12 protein-coding genes are annotated in these 17,325 nt (G+C 42.7%); 7 read left to right on the top strand and 5 right to left on the bottom strand.

Annotated elements, in window-relative coordinates:
- The first annotated feature begins 61 nt into the window (after positions 1-61).
- From TY87_RS09165 to phnE (TY87_RS09140), 6 genes are all read left to right on the top strand, one after another.
- Complete coding sequence (locus TY87_RS09165; RefSeq protein ID WP_100186848.1) at positions 62-1,954, top strand: ATP-binding protein; 1,893 nt, start codon at positions 62-64, stop codon at positions 1,952-1,954.
- The gene (locus TY87_RS09160) at positions 1,955-3,322 is read left to right on the top strand and encodes a sigma-54-dependent transcriptional regulator (RefSeq protein ID WP_100186847.1); all 1,368 of its coding nucleotides are present in this window, start codon (positions 1,955-1,957) and stop codon (positions 3,320-3,322) included.
- 219 nt (positions 3,323-3,541) lie between these two features.
- Entirely contained in the window at positions 3,542-4,585 is a 1,044-nt protein-coding gene (gene phnD / locus TY87_RS09155) for a phosphate/phosphite/phosphonate ABC transporter substrate-binding protein (RefSeq protein ID WP_072840279.1), read from the top strand.
- A 105-nt stretch (positions 4,586-4,690) separates the two neighbouring features.
- Entirely contained in the window at positions 4,691-5,476 is a 786-nt protein-coding gene (gene phnC / locus TY87_RS09150) for a phosphonate ABC transporter ATP-binding protein (RefSeq protein WP_072840278.1), read from the top strand.
- Positions 5,464-6,258 (top strand): phosphonate ABC transporter, permease protein PhnE, encoded by a 795-nt coding sequence (gene phnE / locus TY87_RS09145; protein WP_072840277.1) that lies wholly within the window; start codon positions 5,464-5,466, stop codon positions 6,256-6,258. Before phnC ends, phnE (TY87_RS09145) begins: the two co-directional genes overlap by 13 nt.
- 22 nt (positions 6,259-6,280) lie before the next feature.
- Positions 6,281-7,078 (top strand): phosphonate ABC transporter, permease protein PhnE, encoded by a 798-nt coding sequence (gene phnE, locus TY87_RS09140; RefSeq protein WP_072840276.1) that lies wholly within the window; start codon positions 6,281-6,283, stop codon positions 7,076-7,078.
- A gap of 81 nt (positions 7,079-7,159) precedes the next feature.
- Here the strand turns inward: phnE (TY87_RS09140) and TY87_RS09135 are convergent, their stop codons facing one another.
- Both TY87_RS09135 and TY87_RS09130 read right to left on the bottom strand, forming a co-directional pair.
- Complete coding sequence (locus tag TY87_RS09135) at positions 7,160-10,288, bottom strand: efflux RND transporter permease subunit (RefSeq protein ID WP_100186846.1); 3,129 nt, start codon at positions 10,286-10,288, stop codon at positions 7,160-7,162.
- A 3-nt stretch (positions 10,289-10,291) separates the two neighbouring features.
- Positions 10,292-11,485 carry an efflux RND transporter periplasmic adaptor subunit gene (locus TY87_RS09130; protein WP_100186845.1) on the bottom strand — a complete coding sequence of 398 codons (1,194 nt, stop codon included), beginning with the start codon at positions 11,483-11,485 and terminating at the stop codon, positions 10,292-10,294.
- Positions 11,486-11,578: 93 nt separating this feature from the next.
- On the opposite strand from TY87_RS09130, the gene TY87_RS09125 reads away from it, so the two are divergent.
- Positions 11,579-12,157, top strand: coding sequence for a TetR/AcrR family transcriptional regulator (locus TY87_RS09125; RefSeq protein WP_100186844.1), 579 nt, complete (start codon positions 11,579-11,581; stop codon positions 12,155-12,157).
- Here the strand turns inward: TY87_RS09125 and TY87_RS09120 are convergent, their stop codons facing one another.
- From TY87_RS09120 to TY87_RS09110, 3 genes are all read right to left on the bottom strand, one after another.
- The gene (locus tag TY87_RS09120; RefSeq protein WP_072840268.1) at positions 12,158-13,048 is read right to left on the bottom strand and encodes a DMT family transporter; all 891 of its coding nucleotides are present in this window, start codon (positions 13,046-13,048) and stop codon (positions 12,158-12,160) included.
- 132 nt (positions 13,049-13,180) lie between these two features.
- Positions 13,181-14,494: a Na+/H+ antiporter NhaC family protein gene (locus TY87_RS09115; protein ID WP_100186843.1), complete on the bottom strand. Its 1,314-nt coding sequence runs from the start codon at positions 14,492-14,494 to the stop codon at positions 13,181-13,183.
- 311 nt (positions 14,495-14,805) lie between these two features.
- On the bottom strand, positions 14,806-17,145 hold the full coding sequence (locus tag TY87_RS09110) for a glucose/quinate/shikimate family membrane-bound PQQ-dependent dehydrogenase (RefSeq protein WP_100186842.1): 2,340 nt from the start codon (positions 17,143-17,145) through the stop codon (positions 14,806-14,808).
- Positions 17,146-17,325 lie beyond the last annotated feature (180 nt).

Raw genomic sequence — 17,325 nt, 5'->3', positions numbered from 1 at the left:
TAAAGTTGGCATCAATCTTTCATTAGGTTATTCAATTATAAAAATAATAGGATATAAATTAATGGGCATTCCTACGCTTTTTTGGCTTCGCAATATTGGTATTGGCGGCAGGCTGTTTTTAGCCTTTGTGTTGATATCTTCTATCACGATTGTTGCAAGCGGTTTGGCGACAAACACTTATTTACAGCTTAGTGATCGTCTTCTTCTACTCAAATATCAGGACATTCCAGGTTTAGATGCAGCCGCTCGACTAAACGATAAAAGTCGTCAAATTGTCGCCACGGCACCACTACTCGTTACCAGTGACGCTTCCATTTCCAGAGAAAAAACCATGAACGAGCTGAGTGCCGCCATCAGTGATATGGACTCTCTCATGCGCAATCTGCCGGACTACAACCGATATTTTCTTGAGCTAATTACACAAATTCAAAACAGCCTGACACTATTGAATCAAAGCGTTGAACGCCGTGAGGTAATAAGAAGCGAACTGGCTACACAGTCATTGCTAATTTTCCCTTTATTTCAGGATCTCATTTTTCAAGTGGATCAATTGGATCGTTCAGCTGAATTAGAGCAGGTCATTAGTCGGCTGTATTATTTTTCAGGCTTAATTGAAAAAGTCAGCAATGATGCCTCTTTTAATGAATTAGACTATACATTTTTACGACTTGAAAAGTTAGGTTCAGAGATTGCCCAATACCTTACCTTATTACCACAAGTACCACTGCCATTACGCCAATCATTGCTCGATTTACTCACCATGAGCTCTCGACAAGGCGAGCTGTTCCAACTCAAGAACGAAGAGCTGGACTTGCTCTATCAACAGAGTTTTCTTTTAGAAAACAGCCAGCAGCACATTCAACAGTTAGCAGCACAAATCAATCAATATACGAACTATACCAATACCAGTATTCGTGGCTCCCTTGAAGGCGCCATCAAATCCATCAACAATAGTATTCGTAATATTCTATTGTTGTCCCTCATCAGCCTAAGTGTTGCTTGTGCTATTTCTTGGTTTTATGTACGCCGCAATGTATTACAACGCATCATCGAGCTGCAAAGAAACATGCGTGCCATCGCCAGCTCTCAACTAGACACCAAAATACGTATTGTCGGCCATGACGAAGTCTCTAGCATGGCTAGAGACTTACAATACTTCCAGCAAACGGCGATAGAAGTAGAGAAAACCAATCAAGCTCTCGCCGCTGAAATAGAAGAAAGAGTCGCCGCTGAAGCGCAATTAAAAGCCGCGCAAAACGAATTAGTCCAAGCAGGAAAACTCGCTGCACTAGGGCAGCTTGGCGTTGGAATCACCCATGAAATAAACCAACCTTTGACCGCTATTGCCAGTCATTTGCACACTGCTGGGCGACATATGGAAAAAGGCCAAGTGGATAAAGCGCAAAATAGCTTAGATAAAATTGGTCTGCTTCTCACGAAGATCACGCGAATTACCAAACACCTCAAAGCCTTCGCTCGCGTTGCCGGCACAGAACTGACGCCTGTTTGCTTAGACGCCGTTGTTCAAGATGCTATCGAACTAATGTCTAGCCAGATCATCGACCAGCATTGTACGCTTGATTATCAGACAAACTCAGCGTCATTTTATGTGCTCGCTGAACCGATTCGCCTAGAGCAAGTCATGGTGAACCTTATTAGCAACGCTGTTGATGCCTTATCAAGTGCGCCAGTAAAACAGCTGTCCATCAAAGTCTATGAACTCGACGACAAGATAATGATTGATGTCAGTGATACAGGAATCGGTATTGAAGAAAGCCAATTAGAACAAATTTTCGACCCGTTTTTTACTCAAAAAGAAGTCGGTCAAGGACTCGGTCTAGGCTTATCCATTAGTTACAACATAGTTCAAGATTTTGGCGGCCAAATTAGAGTGTCATCGACACCAGAAGCAGGCAGCCGCTTTACCTTAGAATTAAAAAAGGCAGAAAAATAAATGCTTAATACAATAAAAATAGTCATTATCGACGATGATCAAACCATCATTGAAGCATTAACCGAAATGCTCGAACTCGAAGGTTTTCAAATAGAAAGCCATAGCAGAGCGGACAAAGCCATCGCCTTACTCGATAAAAATAGCGCAGCGGTGGTACTTAGTGATGTCAGAATGCCCAAAATGGATGGAATGAATTTACTGGCTCGCCTGCAACAATTAGACAATGAATTGCCCGTCATATTAATGAGCGGCCATGGCGACATTCCTATGGCTATCGAAGCGATGAAAGAAGGCGCATACGACTTTCTAGAAAAACCCTTACAACCTGCTCAACTGATCAACCAACTGCAACGCGCCGCTGAAAAAAGACAACTGGTTTTAGAAAACCGAAAACTAAAACAAAACCTAGCTCAACAAACAGGCTTAGAAGCCTTTATCATTGGCGAATCGGCTGCCATAAAGAACATTCGCCAACATATATCCTCTTTAGCACAAGCAAACGTTGACACCATTATTTATGGCGAAACAGGCTGTGGCAAAGACGTGGTTGCCAGAGCTCTGCATCAATTCAGCCTACGCAACAAAGGCCGATTCATTGCCATTAACTGTGGCGGCATCAGCGAAAGCCTGATTGAAAGTGAGCTTTTTGGCCATGAAGCAGGCTCTTTTACTGGCGCCAATAAACGTCATATCGGCAAGATTGAAGCGGCCAATGGCGGCACGCTATTTTTAGATGAAATAGAAACCATGCCACTGCCGGTACAAATAAAACTATTGCGCGTGCTACAAGACAGAACCATTGAACGAGTTGGCAGCACCATGCCAATTCCCGTCGAACTCACGGTTATTGCGGCTAGTAAAGATAACCTTGCTCAACTAGGCGATGAAGGAAAATTTCGTAAAGACTTATTCTATCGACTGAACGTTGCTAGCCTGACCGTTCCACCACTCAGAGATCGGCCAGAAGATATTCTGCCCCTGTTTCATCACTACGCACGAAAAGCCTCTGAGCATTTTTCTAGAGAGTTACCCAGCATCACACCTTCATATTTAGATTATTTGATCCAGCATCAATGGCCAGGCAACGTTCGAGAGCTAAAAAATTCAGCGGATCGATTTGTACTTGGCATTAGCGAAAATTCCCTCGCGTCGATTAAGCGCGAAGACGACATAAATGGTAGCTATGAAGAACGCATGGATCAATTCGAGCGTCACATCATTGAAGAAGGACTAAGAGCCACCAACGGCCTATTAAATGAAGCCGCCGAGCTACTGGATATGTCACGCAAGACCTTGTATCGAAAAATGAAAAAGCACCAACTAGACAAACAGCAATTTAAGGCATTAGAAGATGAAGGACAAGAATGACCCATTTTATATTTTCACATGAGACTAAAGCGTCCCAAAAAACACAAGAAACCCATAGAAAAAACCATTAACCATCTGTTTTTAAAAGATTTATCACTATTGGCATCAGCCTTGCTCTATATCAGTCAATCCTTCATACGTGTTGGATTGACTCATCTCCGACAACGGAACCTCCCGACCGGTGATAACAATAAAAAATACATCACGAGGAAAACAATAATGCCTATTAAATTATTAACAGGTTTAGTGCTCTCTAGTTCATTACTATTAGGTGCCAGCACCGCCCTAGCCGATGATTGCAGCTACCGTGGCGTTCTGGACGATAAATTCTGTGACGAAAACTACGACTTAGTCGCTGACCTACCAAAAGATTCAAGCCAATGGCGTGATCCAAGTACCCTAGTCTTTACCTACACTCCGGTAGAAGATCCAGCGGTTTACAAAGACGCATTCAGTGATTTCCAAAAATACCTCAGTGAAGTAACTGGCAAAAAAGTGGTGTATTACACAGTTCACTCTAATGCGGCAGAGGTCGAAGCTTTGCGTTCTGGCCGATTGCACATTGCTGGCTTCTCCACAGGTCCTACTGGCTATGCTGTTAACTTAGGTGGTTTAGTACCAATCGCCGTCAAAGGCACAGAGGAAGCGTTTCAAGGTTACAACCTCATCACCATCGTTCGCAAAGACAGCAGCATTACCAAAATGGCTGACTTAAAAGGCAAAGTTGTTGCTCATACATCTGCGTCATCAAACTCAGGCAACTTAGCACCTCGCGCTATTTTCCCAGCATTGGGTTTAACACCCGATAAAGACTATGAAGTGAAATACTCAGGTAAGCACGATCAATCGGTAATGGGTGTTCTATCTGGTGACTATGATGCAGCGCCAGTTGCCTCAGATGTTTTCAAGCGCATGGTTGATGCGAAACGCGTGAGCAAAGATGATTTCCGTATCATTTATACTAGCCCTCGCTTCCCAACCTCGTCCTTTGGCTACGCTTATGATCTCAATCCTGAGTTGGTTGAAAAGATTAAAAAAGCCTTCTTCACTTTCCGTTTTCCACCAGAAATGCAAAAAACCTTTGGCGGAGCTGATCGCTTCTTCCCAATCACATACAAAGAAGATTGGCAAATCATCCGTGATATTGCTCACTCATCAGGTACTGCTTACACCAAAGCTGGGCTTAAACAGCTAGCCGAAGCGGATGCTGCTAAAGCTGCAGCAGACAAACGCAAAAAAGAAGCCGCCAGTAAAAGCCAATAAGCGGATATCCCTAATCGTTTAATTCATTTTAAAAGACTTACTTTAATAAAGACCAACAGCCTGAACTATCAGGTTGTTGGACCTCTTCGCCTGTAGGAAATCATCATGTCTGTCACTCAAAACACAGCTGAGCGTTCAAACTTTCTAGAAATTCGAAATTTAAAAAAAGAATACACCGCAGGAAATCCTATTTTAAAAGGGATAGACATTAACATCACAGAACCAGGCATCATCGCCATCATAGGGCCTTCTGGAACGGGTAAAAGTACCTTACTACGTTGTATCAACCGTTTAATTGATCCTACGGATGGGCAGATTTTATTTGATGATGCTGATCTTTGCTTAGCCAAAGGGGCTCAACTACGCAAGCTTCGCCGTCAAGTAGGTATGGTGTTCCAAGAATACAACCTTGTCGAACGCTTAACCGTTATTGAAAACGTCTTAACGGGTCGTCTAGGTTATATGTCAGCATGGCAGGCTTGGCGCAGAAAATTCAGCCAAGAAGACATTAATACTGCGTTTGAATTATTAGACGCCGTGGGCTTGACCGAACACGCTAAGAAACGCGCCGATAGCCTTTCTGGTGGTCAACGTCAGCGTGTGGGTATCGCCAGAGCTGTGATGCAAAATCCTAGAATTCTATTGGCTGACGAACCAACCTCTTCTCTCGATCCAAAAACTGCTGTGGAAATCATGGAGCTGCTTGAACGCTTCTCTGCAGAAAAGAACATTCCAGCTTTGGTCAATATTCATGACGTAAAACTGGCCAGTCGTTTTGCTAAACGGATGATCGGCATGAGCAATGGCGTTGTGGTTTACGACGGCCCACCAGAAGGCATTACCGACGAGCACCTAAAACAAATTTATGGAGGTGAATCATGGCTAGTATAAATTCTTCACAAAATAGAGAAAATCCATTTAAACAGAATTGGTTTGTTACTGCTATTTGGCTGCTAATCATCTGCTATGTGGCTTATTCTTTTAACGCTATGGGTCTAAGTTGGGAACGTTTTAACGAAGGCTTAGGGCACGCCAGCAACCTATTAGGTCGCATGGTTCCGCCTAACTTTAGTCGTTGGTCTTTGCTAATGAGCGGACTAATTGAAAGTCTTGAAATTGCAGTTATTTCAAGTATTTGCGGAATTTTTATCTCATTGTTTCTAGGACTATTCGCAGCTCGTAACATGATGCCAAACTGGATCAGTACACCTGTACGAACACTTATCGCACTTTGTCGTACTTTTCACCCTGTGATCATTGCGATCTTGTTTGTTAAGAGTGTGGGATTTGGTGCTTTGGCAGGGATTTTAACTCTAGTTGTCGCATCGGTTGGCTTTATAGCCAAACTCTTTGCTGAAGCCATAGAGGAAATTTCTCTTAAGCAAGTCGAAGCAATCCGCGCCACTGGCGCTGGCTTTACTAGCATCATTTTATTTTCCGTTATGCCACAGGTGTTTTCTCGCTTTATTGGCTTCTCCACATATCAGCTCGATTCTAACTTGCGTAATTCCACCATGGTGGGGATTGTCGGCGCGGGCGGTTTAGGCGGTACATTATTCTCTGCGTTCCAACGCTTTGATTACGATTTTGTCGCGGCCATCCTAATCATCATTATCGCTCTAATCATGTTTGGTGAGTTTCTATCAAACATCGTTCGAAGCATTTTTCGCTAGTTTGACCTAGGAGCCTATTTTTATGAACACAATAGATCATCACTGGCAGCGTTTTACGCTAAAACAAAAGCTATCTCGTTATGCTGTTTACCTTGTTCTCGTTATAGCGTTTGTACAATCCATTCAATCCGTCGAAGTCATCCCTGAGTTCTTACTGGATGCACCAGAACAAATGGCAGACATGTTTTCCCGGATGTGGCCCATTGATTTCGCGTACTATCCTGTTGCCGTACACGACGCTATGGTTGAGACGCTAAACATCGCCACGTTAGGTACGCTCATTACATTGATTTTTGCGATTCCGTTAGCATTAATGAATGCCAGCAACATTGTTAATTCAGCTTGGTGCCATTGGATATCTCGATTTTTCCTAGTGTCTTCTCGCTCGGTAAACTCACTGGTTTGGGCATTACTTTTTGTCTCCATCTTTGGCCCAGGCGTAATCGCCGGCGTATTAGCGATTGCCTTCCGCTCTATCGGCTTTGTCGGCAAGCTACTTGGCGAGGCGATTGAAGAAGTGAATATGGGTTCTATTGAGGCACTAAAAGCGACTGGCGCGTCTTGGATGTCTATTCTGCTGAAAGGCTATTGGCCTCAGGTGCTACCTGCTTTCTTTAGTATCGTCTTGTTCCGTTGGGACATTAATGTCCGAGAATCTGCAGTATTAGGCTTGGTGGGGGCTGGTGGCATCGGCGTGGTACTTGATGATTCGATGAATTTATTCCAATGGGATCGTGTTGCTATGTCCCTATTAGCTATTTTTATCATCGTTATCTTGGCTGAAATTGTCGTAGTGAATATTCGTAAACGCTTAATCTAAATTCATTATCTAATCTCAGTATTTTTATCATAAAAAAGGAGCCTAAATTGGCTCCTTTTTCATTCATAACCTTTTAACGAATTACTCAGCGTTTTCGTTACTAGATAAAGCCTCAGGACGCTTAGGGAAAATACGACGTACGATTACAAAGAATAAAGGCACGAAGAAAATTGCCAATACCGTAGCGGTTAATGTACCACCCACAATACCTGAACCAATTGAGATTCGGCTGTTTGCACCAGCACCAGAAGAAAGTGCCAACGGTAATGTACCCACCATAAATGCCATAGACGTCATAATAATAGGACGTAAACGCAAACGAGCGGCTTCAGCTGCGGCATCCCATACATTTAACCCTCGACGATAAGCGGCTTCCGCAAACTCAACGATCAAGATCGCATTTTTTGACGAAAGACCAATAGTTGTCAACAAGGCTACTTGGAAATAGACATCATTTTCTAGGCCGCGCAAATGAGCCGCTGCAGCGGCACCAATTACACCAAGAGGTATCACCAAAATAACAGAGAAAGGCACTGTCCAACTTTCATACAAAGCGGCAAGACACAAAAACACGACTAAAATAGAAATAGTGTAAAGTATCAGTGTTTGACCACTCGATAAACGTTCTTGATAAGACAAGCCACTCCAAGATCCCATTACACCGCTAGGCAATGCATCAGAAACAGACTGCAACTCATCCATTGCTGCACCGGAACTCACACCTGGAGCACCAGAACCTTGAATTTCATAAGAAGCTAAGCCATTAAAACGAGTTAAGCTTTTTGGACCATACGTCCATTCACTCTTAGCAAAAGCAGAGAATGGGGTCATAGTATTATCATTACTACGAACATACCAATGCTGTAAATCTTCGGGAGATGAACGATATTTCGCATCACCTTGCATATAAACAGTTTTAACTCGACCACGATCAATGAAGTCATTTACATAGCTACCGGCCCAAGCACTACTTAACGTCGCACTGATATCAGACATAGAAAGACCTAGAGCGGATGCTTTTTCTTGGTCTATATCAATGTGTAATTGTGGCGCTTCAGAATCAGAACCTAATCGTACCCCCATTAAAAGTGGGCTTGCATTTGCGCTTTGTAACAGTGCATCACGCATTTTAAGCAAGGTTGCACGATCTGTATTACCAGATGCTTGAAGCTGAAAAGTAAAACCATTACTTTGGCCCAAGCCTTGGATAGAAGGTGGGATCAGAGAGAAGATTCTTGCATCGCGTATTCCTGCAAAAGCACCATATGAACGGCCAACAATCGCACTAGCACTATTCGCAGGACCAACACGCTCACTCCAATCTTTTAGTGCTATAAACGCCAAACCGGCATTTTGCCCACTACCCATGAAGTTAAAGCCAGAGATGGTAAAAATAGCATCGACATTATTTTTCTCGGCTTCCAAGAAGTAAGTTTCAATATCTCTCATCACTTTATCAGTTCTGGACATACCAGCACCTTCAGGCAAAGACACCATAACCATGACACGACCTTGGTCTTCTGTTGGTAAGAAACCTGACGGCAACGTAATCATCAGACCACTTAGACCAGCAACAATGACACCGTAGACAAGCATCCAACGAATCGGTTTCTTAATAATACGGCTAACACCACCAAAATATTTATCAGTAGCGCGATCAAAATTACGGTTAAACCAACCACCTAGTCCTTTGCTGCTTGCACCGTGATTTGCTTTTAATAACGTCGCACAAAGCGCTGGTGTTAATGTTAATGCTACGATTACAGACAAAGTCATAGACGCTACTATGGTAATAGAGAATTGACGGTAAATAACACCCGTTGACCCACTGAAGAAGGCCATTGGTAAAAACACCGCGGACAATACAACCGCAATACCAACTAAGGCGCTGGTAATTTCTTTCATGGATTTGATTGTTGCCTCTTTTGGAGACAACTTATCTTCTTCCATAACCCGTTCTACGTTTTCCACCACTACGATGGCATCGTCCACCAGCAAGCCGATAGACAGCACAATACCAAACATCGTTAGGGTGTTAATCGAGAAACCAAATAACTCCAAAACCCCGAAAGTACCTAAAAGCACAACAGGAACAGCAATCGCAGGAATTAACGTTGCGCGCCAATTCTGCAAAAAGATGAACATAACGATAATAACCAAGATGATGGCTTCAAACAGAGTTTTAACCACTTCTTCAATTGATATTTTAATGAAACTTGTATTATCAACCGGGAAAGACAACTTATAGCCATCTGGTAAACTTCCAGACAAGCCATATAATACATTTTTAACCGCCTCAGACGTCGATAGTGCGTTAGCGCCAGGTGCCAACATTACTGCCATACCTGAAGATGGATGACCATTCAAACGGGCAATGTAGGAGTAAGACTCACTGCCTAGTTCAACTTTAGCAACATCGCTCAAACGAACTGTCGCGCCACTATCGTCATACGCCAAAATAATGTCACGGAATTGCTCAGCTGTTTGTAGTTTAGATTGGGCCGTCACAGTAACATTTAGTTCCTGCCCCTGCTCTACAGGGTAAGCCCCCAAACTGCCTGCTGCTACCTGAGTATTTTGTGCAGTAATCGCAGCAGATACGTTAGAAGGCATTAATTTATAAGACGCCAACTTTAATGGGTCTAGCCATATACGCATTGCATATTCAGCACCAAAAACCTGAATACTACCGACACCGTCAACACGAGAAACTGGATCTTGCACACTAGAAACAAGAAAATCGGAAATATCATTTGCCGAATCCTTATCTGTTTCATCGTAAATTGCAGCAACCATTAAGAAATCAGAGTTAGATTTTTTAACTGTAACACCGTCTTGCTGCACTGATTCAGGCAAATTAGAAGTGACTTGCTGAATCTTATTCTGAACTTGTACCTGTGCAATATCAGCATCTGTACCTTGTTCAAAAGTCACATTAATGCTGGTTCGACCACTTGAGCTGCTTGAAGAAGAAAAATACAACAAGCCATCCAAACCAGTCAGCTGTTGCTCCAAGATTTGTGTAACACTATTCTCAACAGTCTCAGCAGAAGCACCCGAATATTTAGCAGATATATTAATAGTTGGAGGAGCAACATTGGGATATTGTGCTATGGGTAAGGTCGCAATAGACGCAAGACCAGCCAGCATGATTGCAATAGAAATTACCCATGCAAAAACCGGACGATTTATAAAAAAATGAGCTAACATAAATTAGTTTCCTTGAGCCGAAGAGCCACTCGCATTCGCTGCGACAATAGCACCGGTTTTACTGTCACGTTTCATTTCAACAGTAGACACCTCACTGCCTGCTCTCACTTTCAATGAGCCTTCAACCACCACTCTATCACCCGCTTTAATACCATCAAGTACCATCCATTGATTACCAATAGTGCGTTCGACCGTCAGAACTCTGCTTTCAATAACATTATTTTGATTAACAACCAAAGCAATTGGGTTACCTTTTACATCGCGAGAAACCCCCTGCTGTGGTACTAAAAGAGCCGCATTATGAGTTAGCTCATGAATCAAGCCGCGAACAAACATACCCGGTAGTAAAAGGTTATCTGGATTTGGAAACTCTGCACGCAGAGTCACACTGCCAGTAGATTCATTAACACTGACTTCTCGTGCTTTTAAGTTGCCTTCATATTGATATTTGGTGCCGTCCTCAAGTATCAAAGACACGTTATTAGAGCCTTTTACAACATCGTCTTGTGATAAGAAATTTCGTTGTTTAAGTTGATCTAAACTGGTTTGTGCTAAATCGACAAAAATAGGATCTAAAGAGCGAACTGTTGTCATCACTGTTGCTTGGCTACCTGTCACCAATGCACCAACAGTAACTTGAGAAATACCAATTCGACCATCTATCGGTGATTTAATTTTGGTATAGCCTAAATTGATTCTAGAACTTTCCAATGCAGCTTCAGAACCCTTCTGCTTAGCGATTGCCTCTAAATAAGCAACATGCGCATCATCGAGATCTTGCTGAGAAACGTTATTCTGTTTACGCAATTGAGTGTAACGTTCATTTTTCAGCTGCGCAGACTTAAGGCTTGCATTCGCAGACTCTAAATCAGCTTGCGCTTGCTTGTAAGAAGAAACATAAGTTGAGTCATCCAATTCATAAAGTAAGTCGCCAGTTTTAACGTCCTGACCTTCCTCAAAAAAGCGCTTCTTAACTATTCCGCCAACTTGAGGGCGAATTTCAGCAACTAAACTAGAAGTAGTTCGACCAGGCAGTTCAGTCATCAAGTCTGTTTTTTGAGGTTCAATAGTGACAACACCCACTTCTGCTTTAGGAGGGGCTGATGGTGCAGCCGCTGACTTAGGGGCCTCCTCCTGACAGCCAACCAGCAACAAAACAAGTAACGCACTTGAAGCATATTTAAATTTAGACAACATTGAGGAGACTTCCTTTCGAAATATTGAGAATGATCATTCACAGGCACTATAATATAAGCAATCTACCTAATATATGACAAATCGTGCAAATAAATGAGAACTATTAAATTACCATGTAAAAGCGATCTACGAAAACAATGCATTATTGATGCCACAGAACAACACGTTCTTATTAAAGGCTTTCATAAGGCAAGTATGAGTGAGATTGCAAAAACGGCAGGGTTGAGTGTCGGCCAAATTTACCGTTACTATGCCCATAAAGATGACATTATTTGTGCATTAGTTGAACAGCTTACACAAAAAAGATTACAGTTTATGGCGTCTTTTTTAGATAAAAAAGACTGGCTAGAGCGACACTTTTCTGAAGAAAATCAAGAAACTCATAATATGAGAATAATGCATACTGAGATTCAAGCGGAGGCAACACGTAATCCAGTTATCGCCAAAATCTACAAAGAATCTCATACTCGTTTACAAAATCACGCAGTCGTTATTTTAATGTCACGCTATCCGACTATTACAGAAAGAGAGGCCATTGCTCGTATTGAAATGCTGGTCACTTTAACAGAAGGGTTACTCGTTCGCTGGGATTTTCAAACGAGGCCCTTTACTAAAGAAATGCATCAAATTTATAGACAAACATTAGACACTATTTTGCCTGATGTAATTTAATCAAAAAGATTTAACTGGTTTGAAAATCGCCCTAATTTGAGACCAGCGGCTCACTAACATAGCAATAAAAATCAAAAAACAGCCAAAGACTTGACCTGAAGCCATGGTCTCACTAAACCAAAAAACAGCAAAAATAGCCGTCCAAACTGGCTCCAGGTTCATAATCACTGCGGCATGACTCACTGGAGTCAAACTCATCCCATAGGTTTGTAATAGGAAACGTAAACTACTTGCCACCAAAGTACTAACTAAAAACCATCCAGCCACTGCAATACTAATACTGTGCGGAAGCGTTTCTGTTAACAGAGAAAGGAAAAGTAAAAAACACCCAGCTACACTCAATTGAATGGCAGTTAATACTAGAGCATGCATGCGCATTGAAAAGCGAGATAATAAGTTTAATTGGAATGCTGAGCCTAAAGCGGCCCCCAAAAAATACAAGTGCGAAAACTCAAAATTCAGCCCATCGTTCAACGCTAAAAAGCCCAAACCAACAACCGCAATAGGTAAAGCAATCCAAATACTTAACGGCGGCCTAGCACCAAATAGAAAACGAGCAACCACTGGAACGAGTACAACACCAAGACTAGTGATAAAAGCTCCCACCCCTAAGTTTGAGCCTTGATCCAATCCAGTTACCCAAAACATCATGGTGATGCCCATTACCAAACCAACCAAACTCGCTTGCTTAACGTTTTGCCAATCTAAACCGCGAAAATACTTTTGCCCTGCAAGAAACAATACAAAGCCAGCAACAATAAAACGCACGCCCATAAAAAAAAGTGGAGGTAATCCTGCTAGCGCTTCTTTTGAAAAAATCCAACCGAAGCCTGCCAGAACAGTAACAAACACCAGTATCAGTTCGGCCTTTAAATGTGATCCTTGCTTCAAGAATATTCCTTATTAAAAAAGCTTACTAAATAAAGTTCAAAACATTAAACCAGGGAGCAAAAAGCCTGCGCTCCTAGTGATTAGCTACTAAAAGGGCAGGCTTTTCTATGAATAATTTGCTTCTGTTAAGGCCTACTTCGCACCTTTTGGCCAAGCAATAAAAATAGAAATCAAAGCAGCAACAGCCAACATCCAGCTATACTGAACATAATCCACAAGCTCTAATGGCGACACTTTAGCCAAAGAAGACGCCAATAAAATTTGCGCACCATATGGCAATACACCCTGTACCACACATGAGAAAATATCTAACAAGCTGGCACTGCGCTTCGGATCAACATTGTAGCGTTCAGCAATATTTTTTGCGACAGAGCCATTAATTAAAATAGACACCGTGTTATTAGCAGTACATAAATTAGTTAAGGCTACTGCAGCGCTGATACTCAACTCGCCCGCGCGCGTTGATCCCGCTTTTGCACCCAACGCTTTACTAATACGTTCGATAGCACCAACCAGCCACTCCAGACCACCTTGAGCTTTCATTAGTGCAGCAAGGCCACCGATCAACAAAGAAAGAATCAAAATTTCCTGCATCCCTGTGTAACCAGCATAAATATCAGAAGACCAAGACGCCACCGAGTAATCAGGCTGCATAGTCAAACCAATCACACCCGCTAAAACAATACCGCTGAACAACACTAGCATTACGTTAACACCAGCGACAGCCAAGCCCAAGACGACAACGTAAGGCAAAACGCGAATCAGCTCATAGTCTTTAATATCTGTAATGTGCGCATCGCTGCTCTGGAAAAACAACCAAACTAAAGTAACCAATGCCGCAGGCAAAGCAATTTTGAAGTTCATGCGGAATTTATCACGCATGTCACAACCCTGAGTTCGTGTCGCGGCAATTGTGGTGTCAGAAATAATCGATAAATTATCGCCAAACATAGCACCACCAATGACGGTACCAACTGTCAACAACAAAGATAAATCCGCGGCTTCAGCAACGCCAATAGCGATCGGAGCAATGGCTGCAATAGTTCCCATCGACGTTCCCATGGAAGTAGCAACAAATGCAGTAATAACAAATAAACCTGGCAATAAAAGCGAAGCTGGCACCACACTCAGGCCAAAGTTAACGGTCGCATCAACACCACCAACACTTTTAGCCACACTAGCAAAAGCACCAGCCAGCAAATAAATCAATACCATGGTGACGATAGTGTTATCACCCACGCCCTCAATAAAGGTTTCGATGCGCTTATTAAAATGTCCTTTGCCTAATAAAATTGCCAAGGCAATAGCAGGCAAAATAGCAACAGGGGCAGAGATCTGATAGAAGGCAAAGTCCACACCTTCGGACTGATACCAAAGGCCACTGCCAACAAAAAGAACAAGGAAAAGTAACAATGGCAACAATGCCAAAGGAGATTTAGAAGTCATATCGTCTGAGGATTCCAGATTGAGTTAACCCTGCAACTTGTGGTTTTAGGGAAGAAAGGCCCGAATGATAGTAAAAAGTAATACATAGAACCAATAATAAATCGCGATGTCGTTGTCACAAAACGTTATAACAAAAAATACACATAAGCCTAATCATTATACAAAATAGATATAAACGATGTTAGGCCAATAAAAAACCCAGCTATTAAAGCTACCACTATCTGGCAACTTCAATACTGAGCTTTGTTGTAACTTATTAAAGACAGCCTCTCTATAAAACAGCTAATAGATAAAGAGGACTGTAAAGAAAGTTACTTTTTAAGTTTATAAGCAACCACATAATCGCCGATGGTTGTACCAATGGAACCATGTCCACCAGCTACCTGAACGACCATTTGCTCACCTTTACTATTTAAGTAAGTCATTGGTGTGGCTTGACCACCTGCAGGCAAACGACCTTTCCACAACTCTTCACCAGTAGACATGTCGTAAGCTCGCAAATAGTTATCAACAGACGCGGCCATGAAAACAACACCGCCATCCGTAATCACTGGACCACCAATACCTGGCATGCCCATTTTTATTGGCAATTTAAATGGTGTCATATCTTCAATAGTGCCGTTTTTATGCTTCCAAACGGTTTTGCCTGTTTTAAGATCGGCACCAGCCACATAACCCCATGGTGGTTGCTGACAAGGAACACCTAAAGGAGATAAGAAAGGCTTCAACTGCACCGCATACTCAGCACCTTCATTAGAATTAACACCCTGCTCGCCTTTATTGGCGTTAGTCAAATCTGCACCTTCTCGTGGCACCAGAGTAGAAGTAAAAGCAAGATACAAAGGCATACCAAACATTTGTTGGCGTTTTGGATCGACAGCAATGCTACCCCAGTTGAATACCCCGAAGTTCCCAGGATAAACAATAGAGCCTTGCTCTGATGGTGGTGTGTAGCGACCTTCATAGCGTAATTGCTTAAATTGAATTCGACACATTAGTTGATCCAATGGTGTCGCGCCCCACATATCTGCTTCCGTTAACTTAGCAGGCTTAAAGGAAAAAGCAGAAGTTGGTTGAGTTTTCGCCGCATAGTCACCAGGAATAGTACCCTGTGGCGCAAGTTCTTCGGTAATAGGAAAAATAGGCTCACCTGTTTTTCTATTTAACACGTACACATCACCTTGTTTGGTTGGGACCACCAAAGCAGGCTGTTTACCTGTTGGCGTATCTAAATCCAACAAAGCAGGTTGTGCTGGCGTGTCCATATCCCATAAATCATGGTGAACAAACTGCTGCACCCAAGCGACCTGACCAGTTTCGAGGCTCAAAGCCACAACCGAAGTTGCATACTTTTCTTCCGCAGGAGTACGATACATACCTAACTGATCCGGTGTACGATTCCCCATAGGGAAATACGCCAAGCCAAGCTTTTCATCCGCACTGGCAACCGACCAACTATTTGGCGAGCTTGTCGCATAAGTTTCGTCTGGACCTATAGGCGTTGTATCGTCTGGATGACCAGAATCCCAGTTCCATTTCAACTCACCCGTTTTCACGTCGTAAGCGCGAATCACACCAGATGGAGAATTCACATCATAGTTATCATTCACTGACCCAGAGACGATCACCACGCCACCAGCCACTAATGGCGGCGACGTAGAATAATAATAACCAGACTGCTTAAACGGCATGTTGTGCATTAAGTCCAATTCGCCATTGTCCGCAAAGTTAGCACAACGGGCACCCGTTGTTGGATCTATAGCTACTAAACGAGCATCAGAGGTTGGTAAGAACAACTGAGCATCACACTGCATACTGGTTAAGCTTTCCGCCGGAGCCGACTCTTTTTGAATAGGTGGAAGCTGTGTTCCATTGGAAGGAGGTAAATAAGACACACCTCGACAAGTCTGGTGCTGACGCTGACTTTCTGCAGGCACTTTCGCATCATAAACCCATTGTTCTTCACCGGTATCCGCATCTAATGCCACAACCCAGTTATGTGGAGTACAGACATAAAGAGCATTACCGAGCTTCAAAGGCGTTGCTTCGTAAGTTGTTTCCCCCACATCTTTCGGGCCTTTTTTATCGCCGGTTTGATACTGCCAAGCGACTTGAAGCTGATCGGCATTATCCGGTGTGATTTGAGCTAATGGCGAGAATCGCTGACCTAAATTACTACGTCCGTAAGCGTTCCACTCGCCCTGATTAACATCACCAGTATCGGCATCAGACATGGTCACTGACCGTGTCATTTTACCTTCAACAGTCGTAGGTGACGTCATAAACAAAGGAGAAATAGTAACTAAAGCGGTTGCAACCCAAACTGGCAATAACAAACGTCCACCACTGCGGCGCTTAAATAAAGCCAATAAAAGAAGAGGAACGGCGAGGATTAAGAAAAGCCCCATTCGCGTTGCGAGAGGCCACCAGCTTAAGCCCGACTCCATAATCGACCAGATTAAGGTTCCAATCAATAAAAGAGCATAAATAAGGTTGGCGACTTTATTGCGCTTTCTTAACAACAAAGCGACAGCGATAAAGGCAACGCCAGCAACAACATAGTAGAGGCTGCCATCAAGTGACACTAGCCAGCCACCACCCAACAGCAAAGCCAAACCAATAACTAAAAACAGTACCGAGAGAACAATCATATGACACAATCCCTTCGAGTTTAATTCGTTTGTTTAATTCATTTAATCTAGGAGTAAAGAAGTAAAACGACCGCAGAACAGCCATCACACCACCTATTTACCATAGATGATTACAGCTCAAAGGAAAAGTGTAGAGTATAAAATGACAAAATAGACTTTTTTCTTACATATTTATAAAGC

This window comes from Marinomonas sp. BSi20584, from assembly GCF_002792415.1.
Lineage (GTDB): Bacteria > Pseudomonadota > Gammaproteobacteria > Pseudomonadales > Marinomonadaceae > Marinomonas > Marinomonas polaris.
This window is presented reverse-complemented; position numbering and strand designations above follow the sequence as displayed.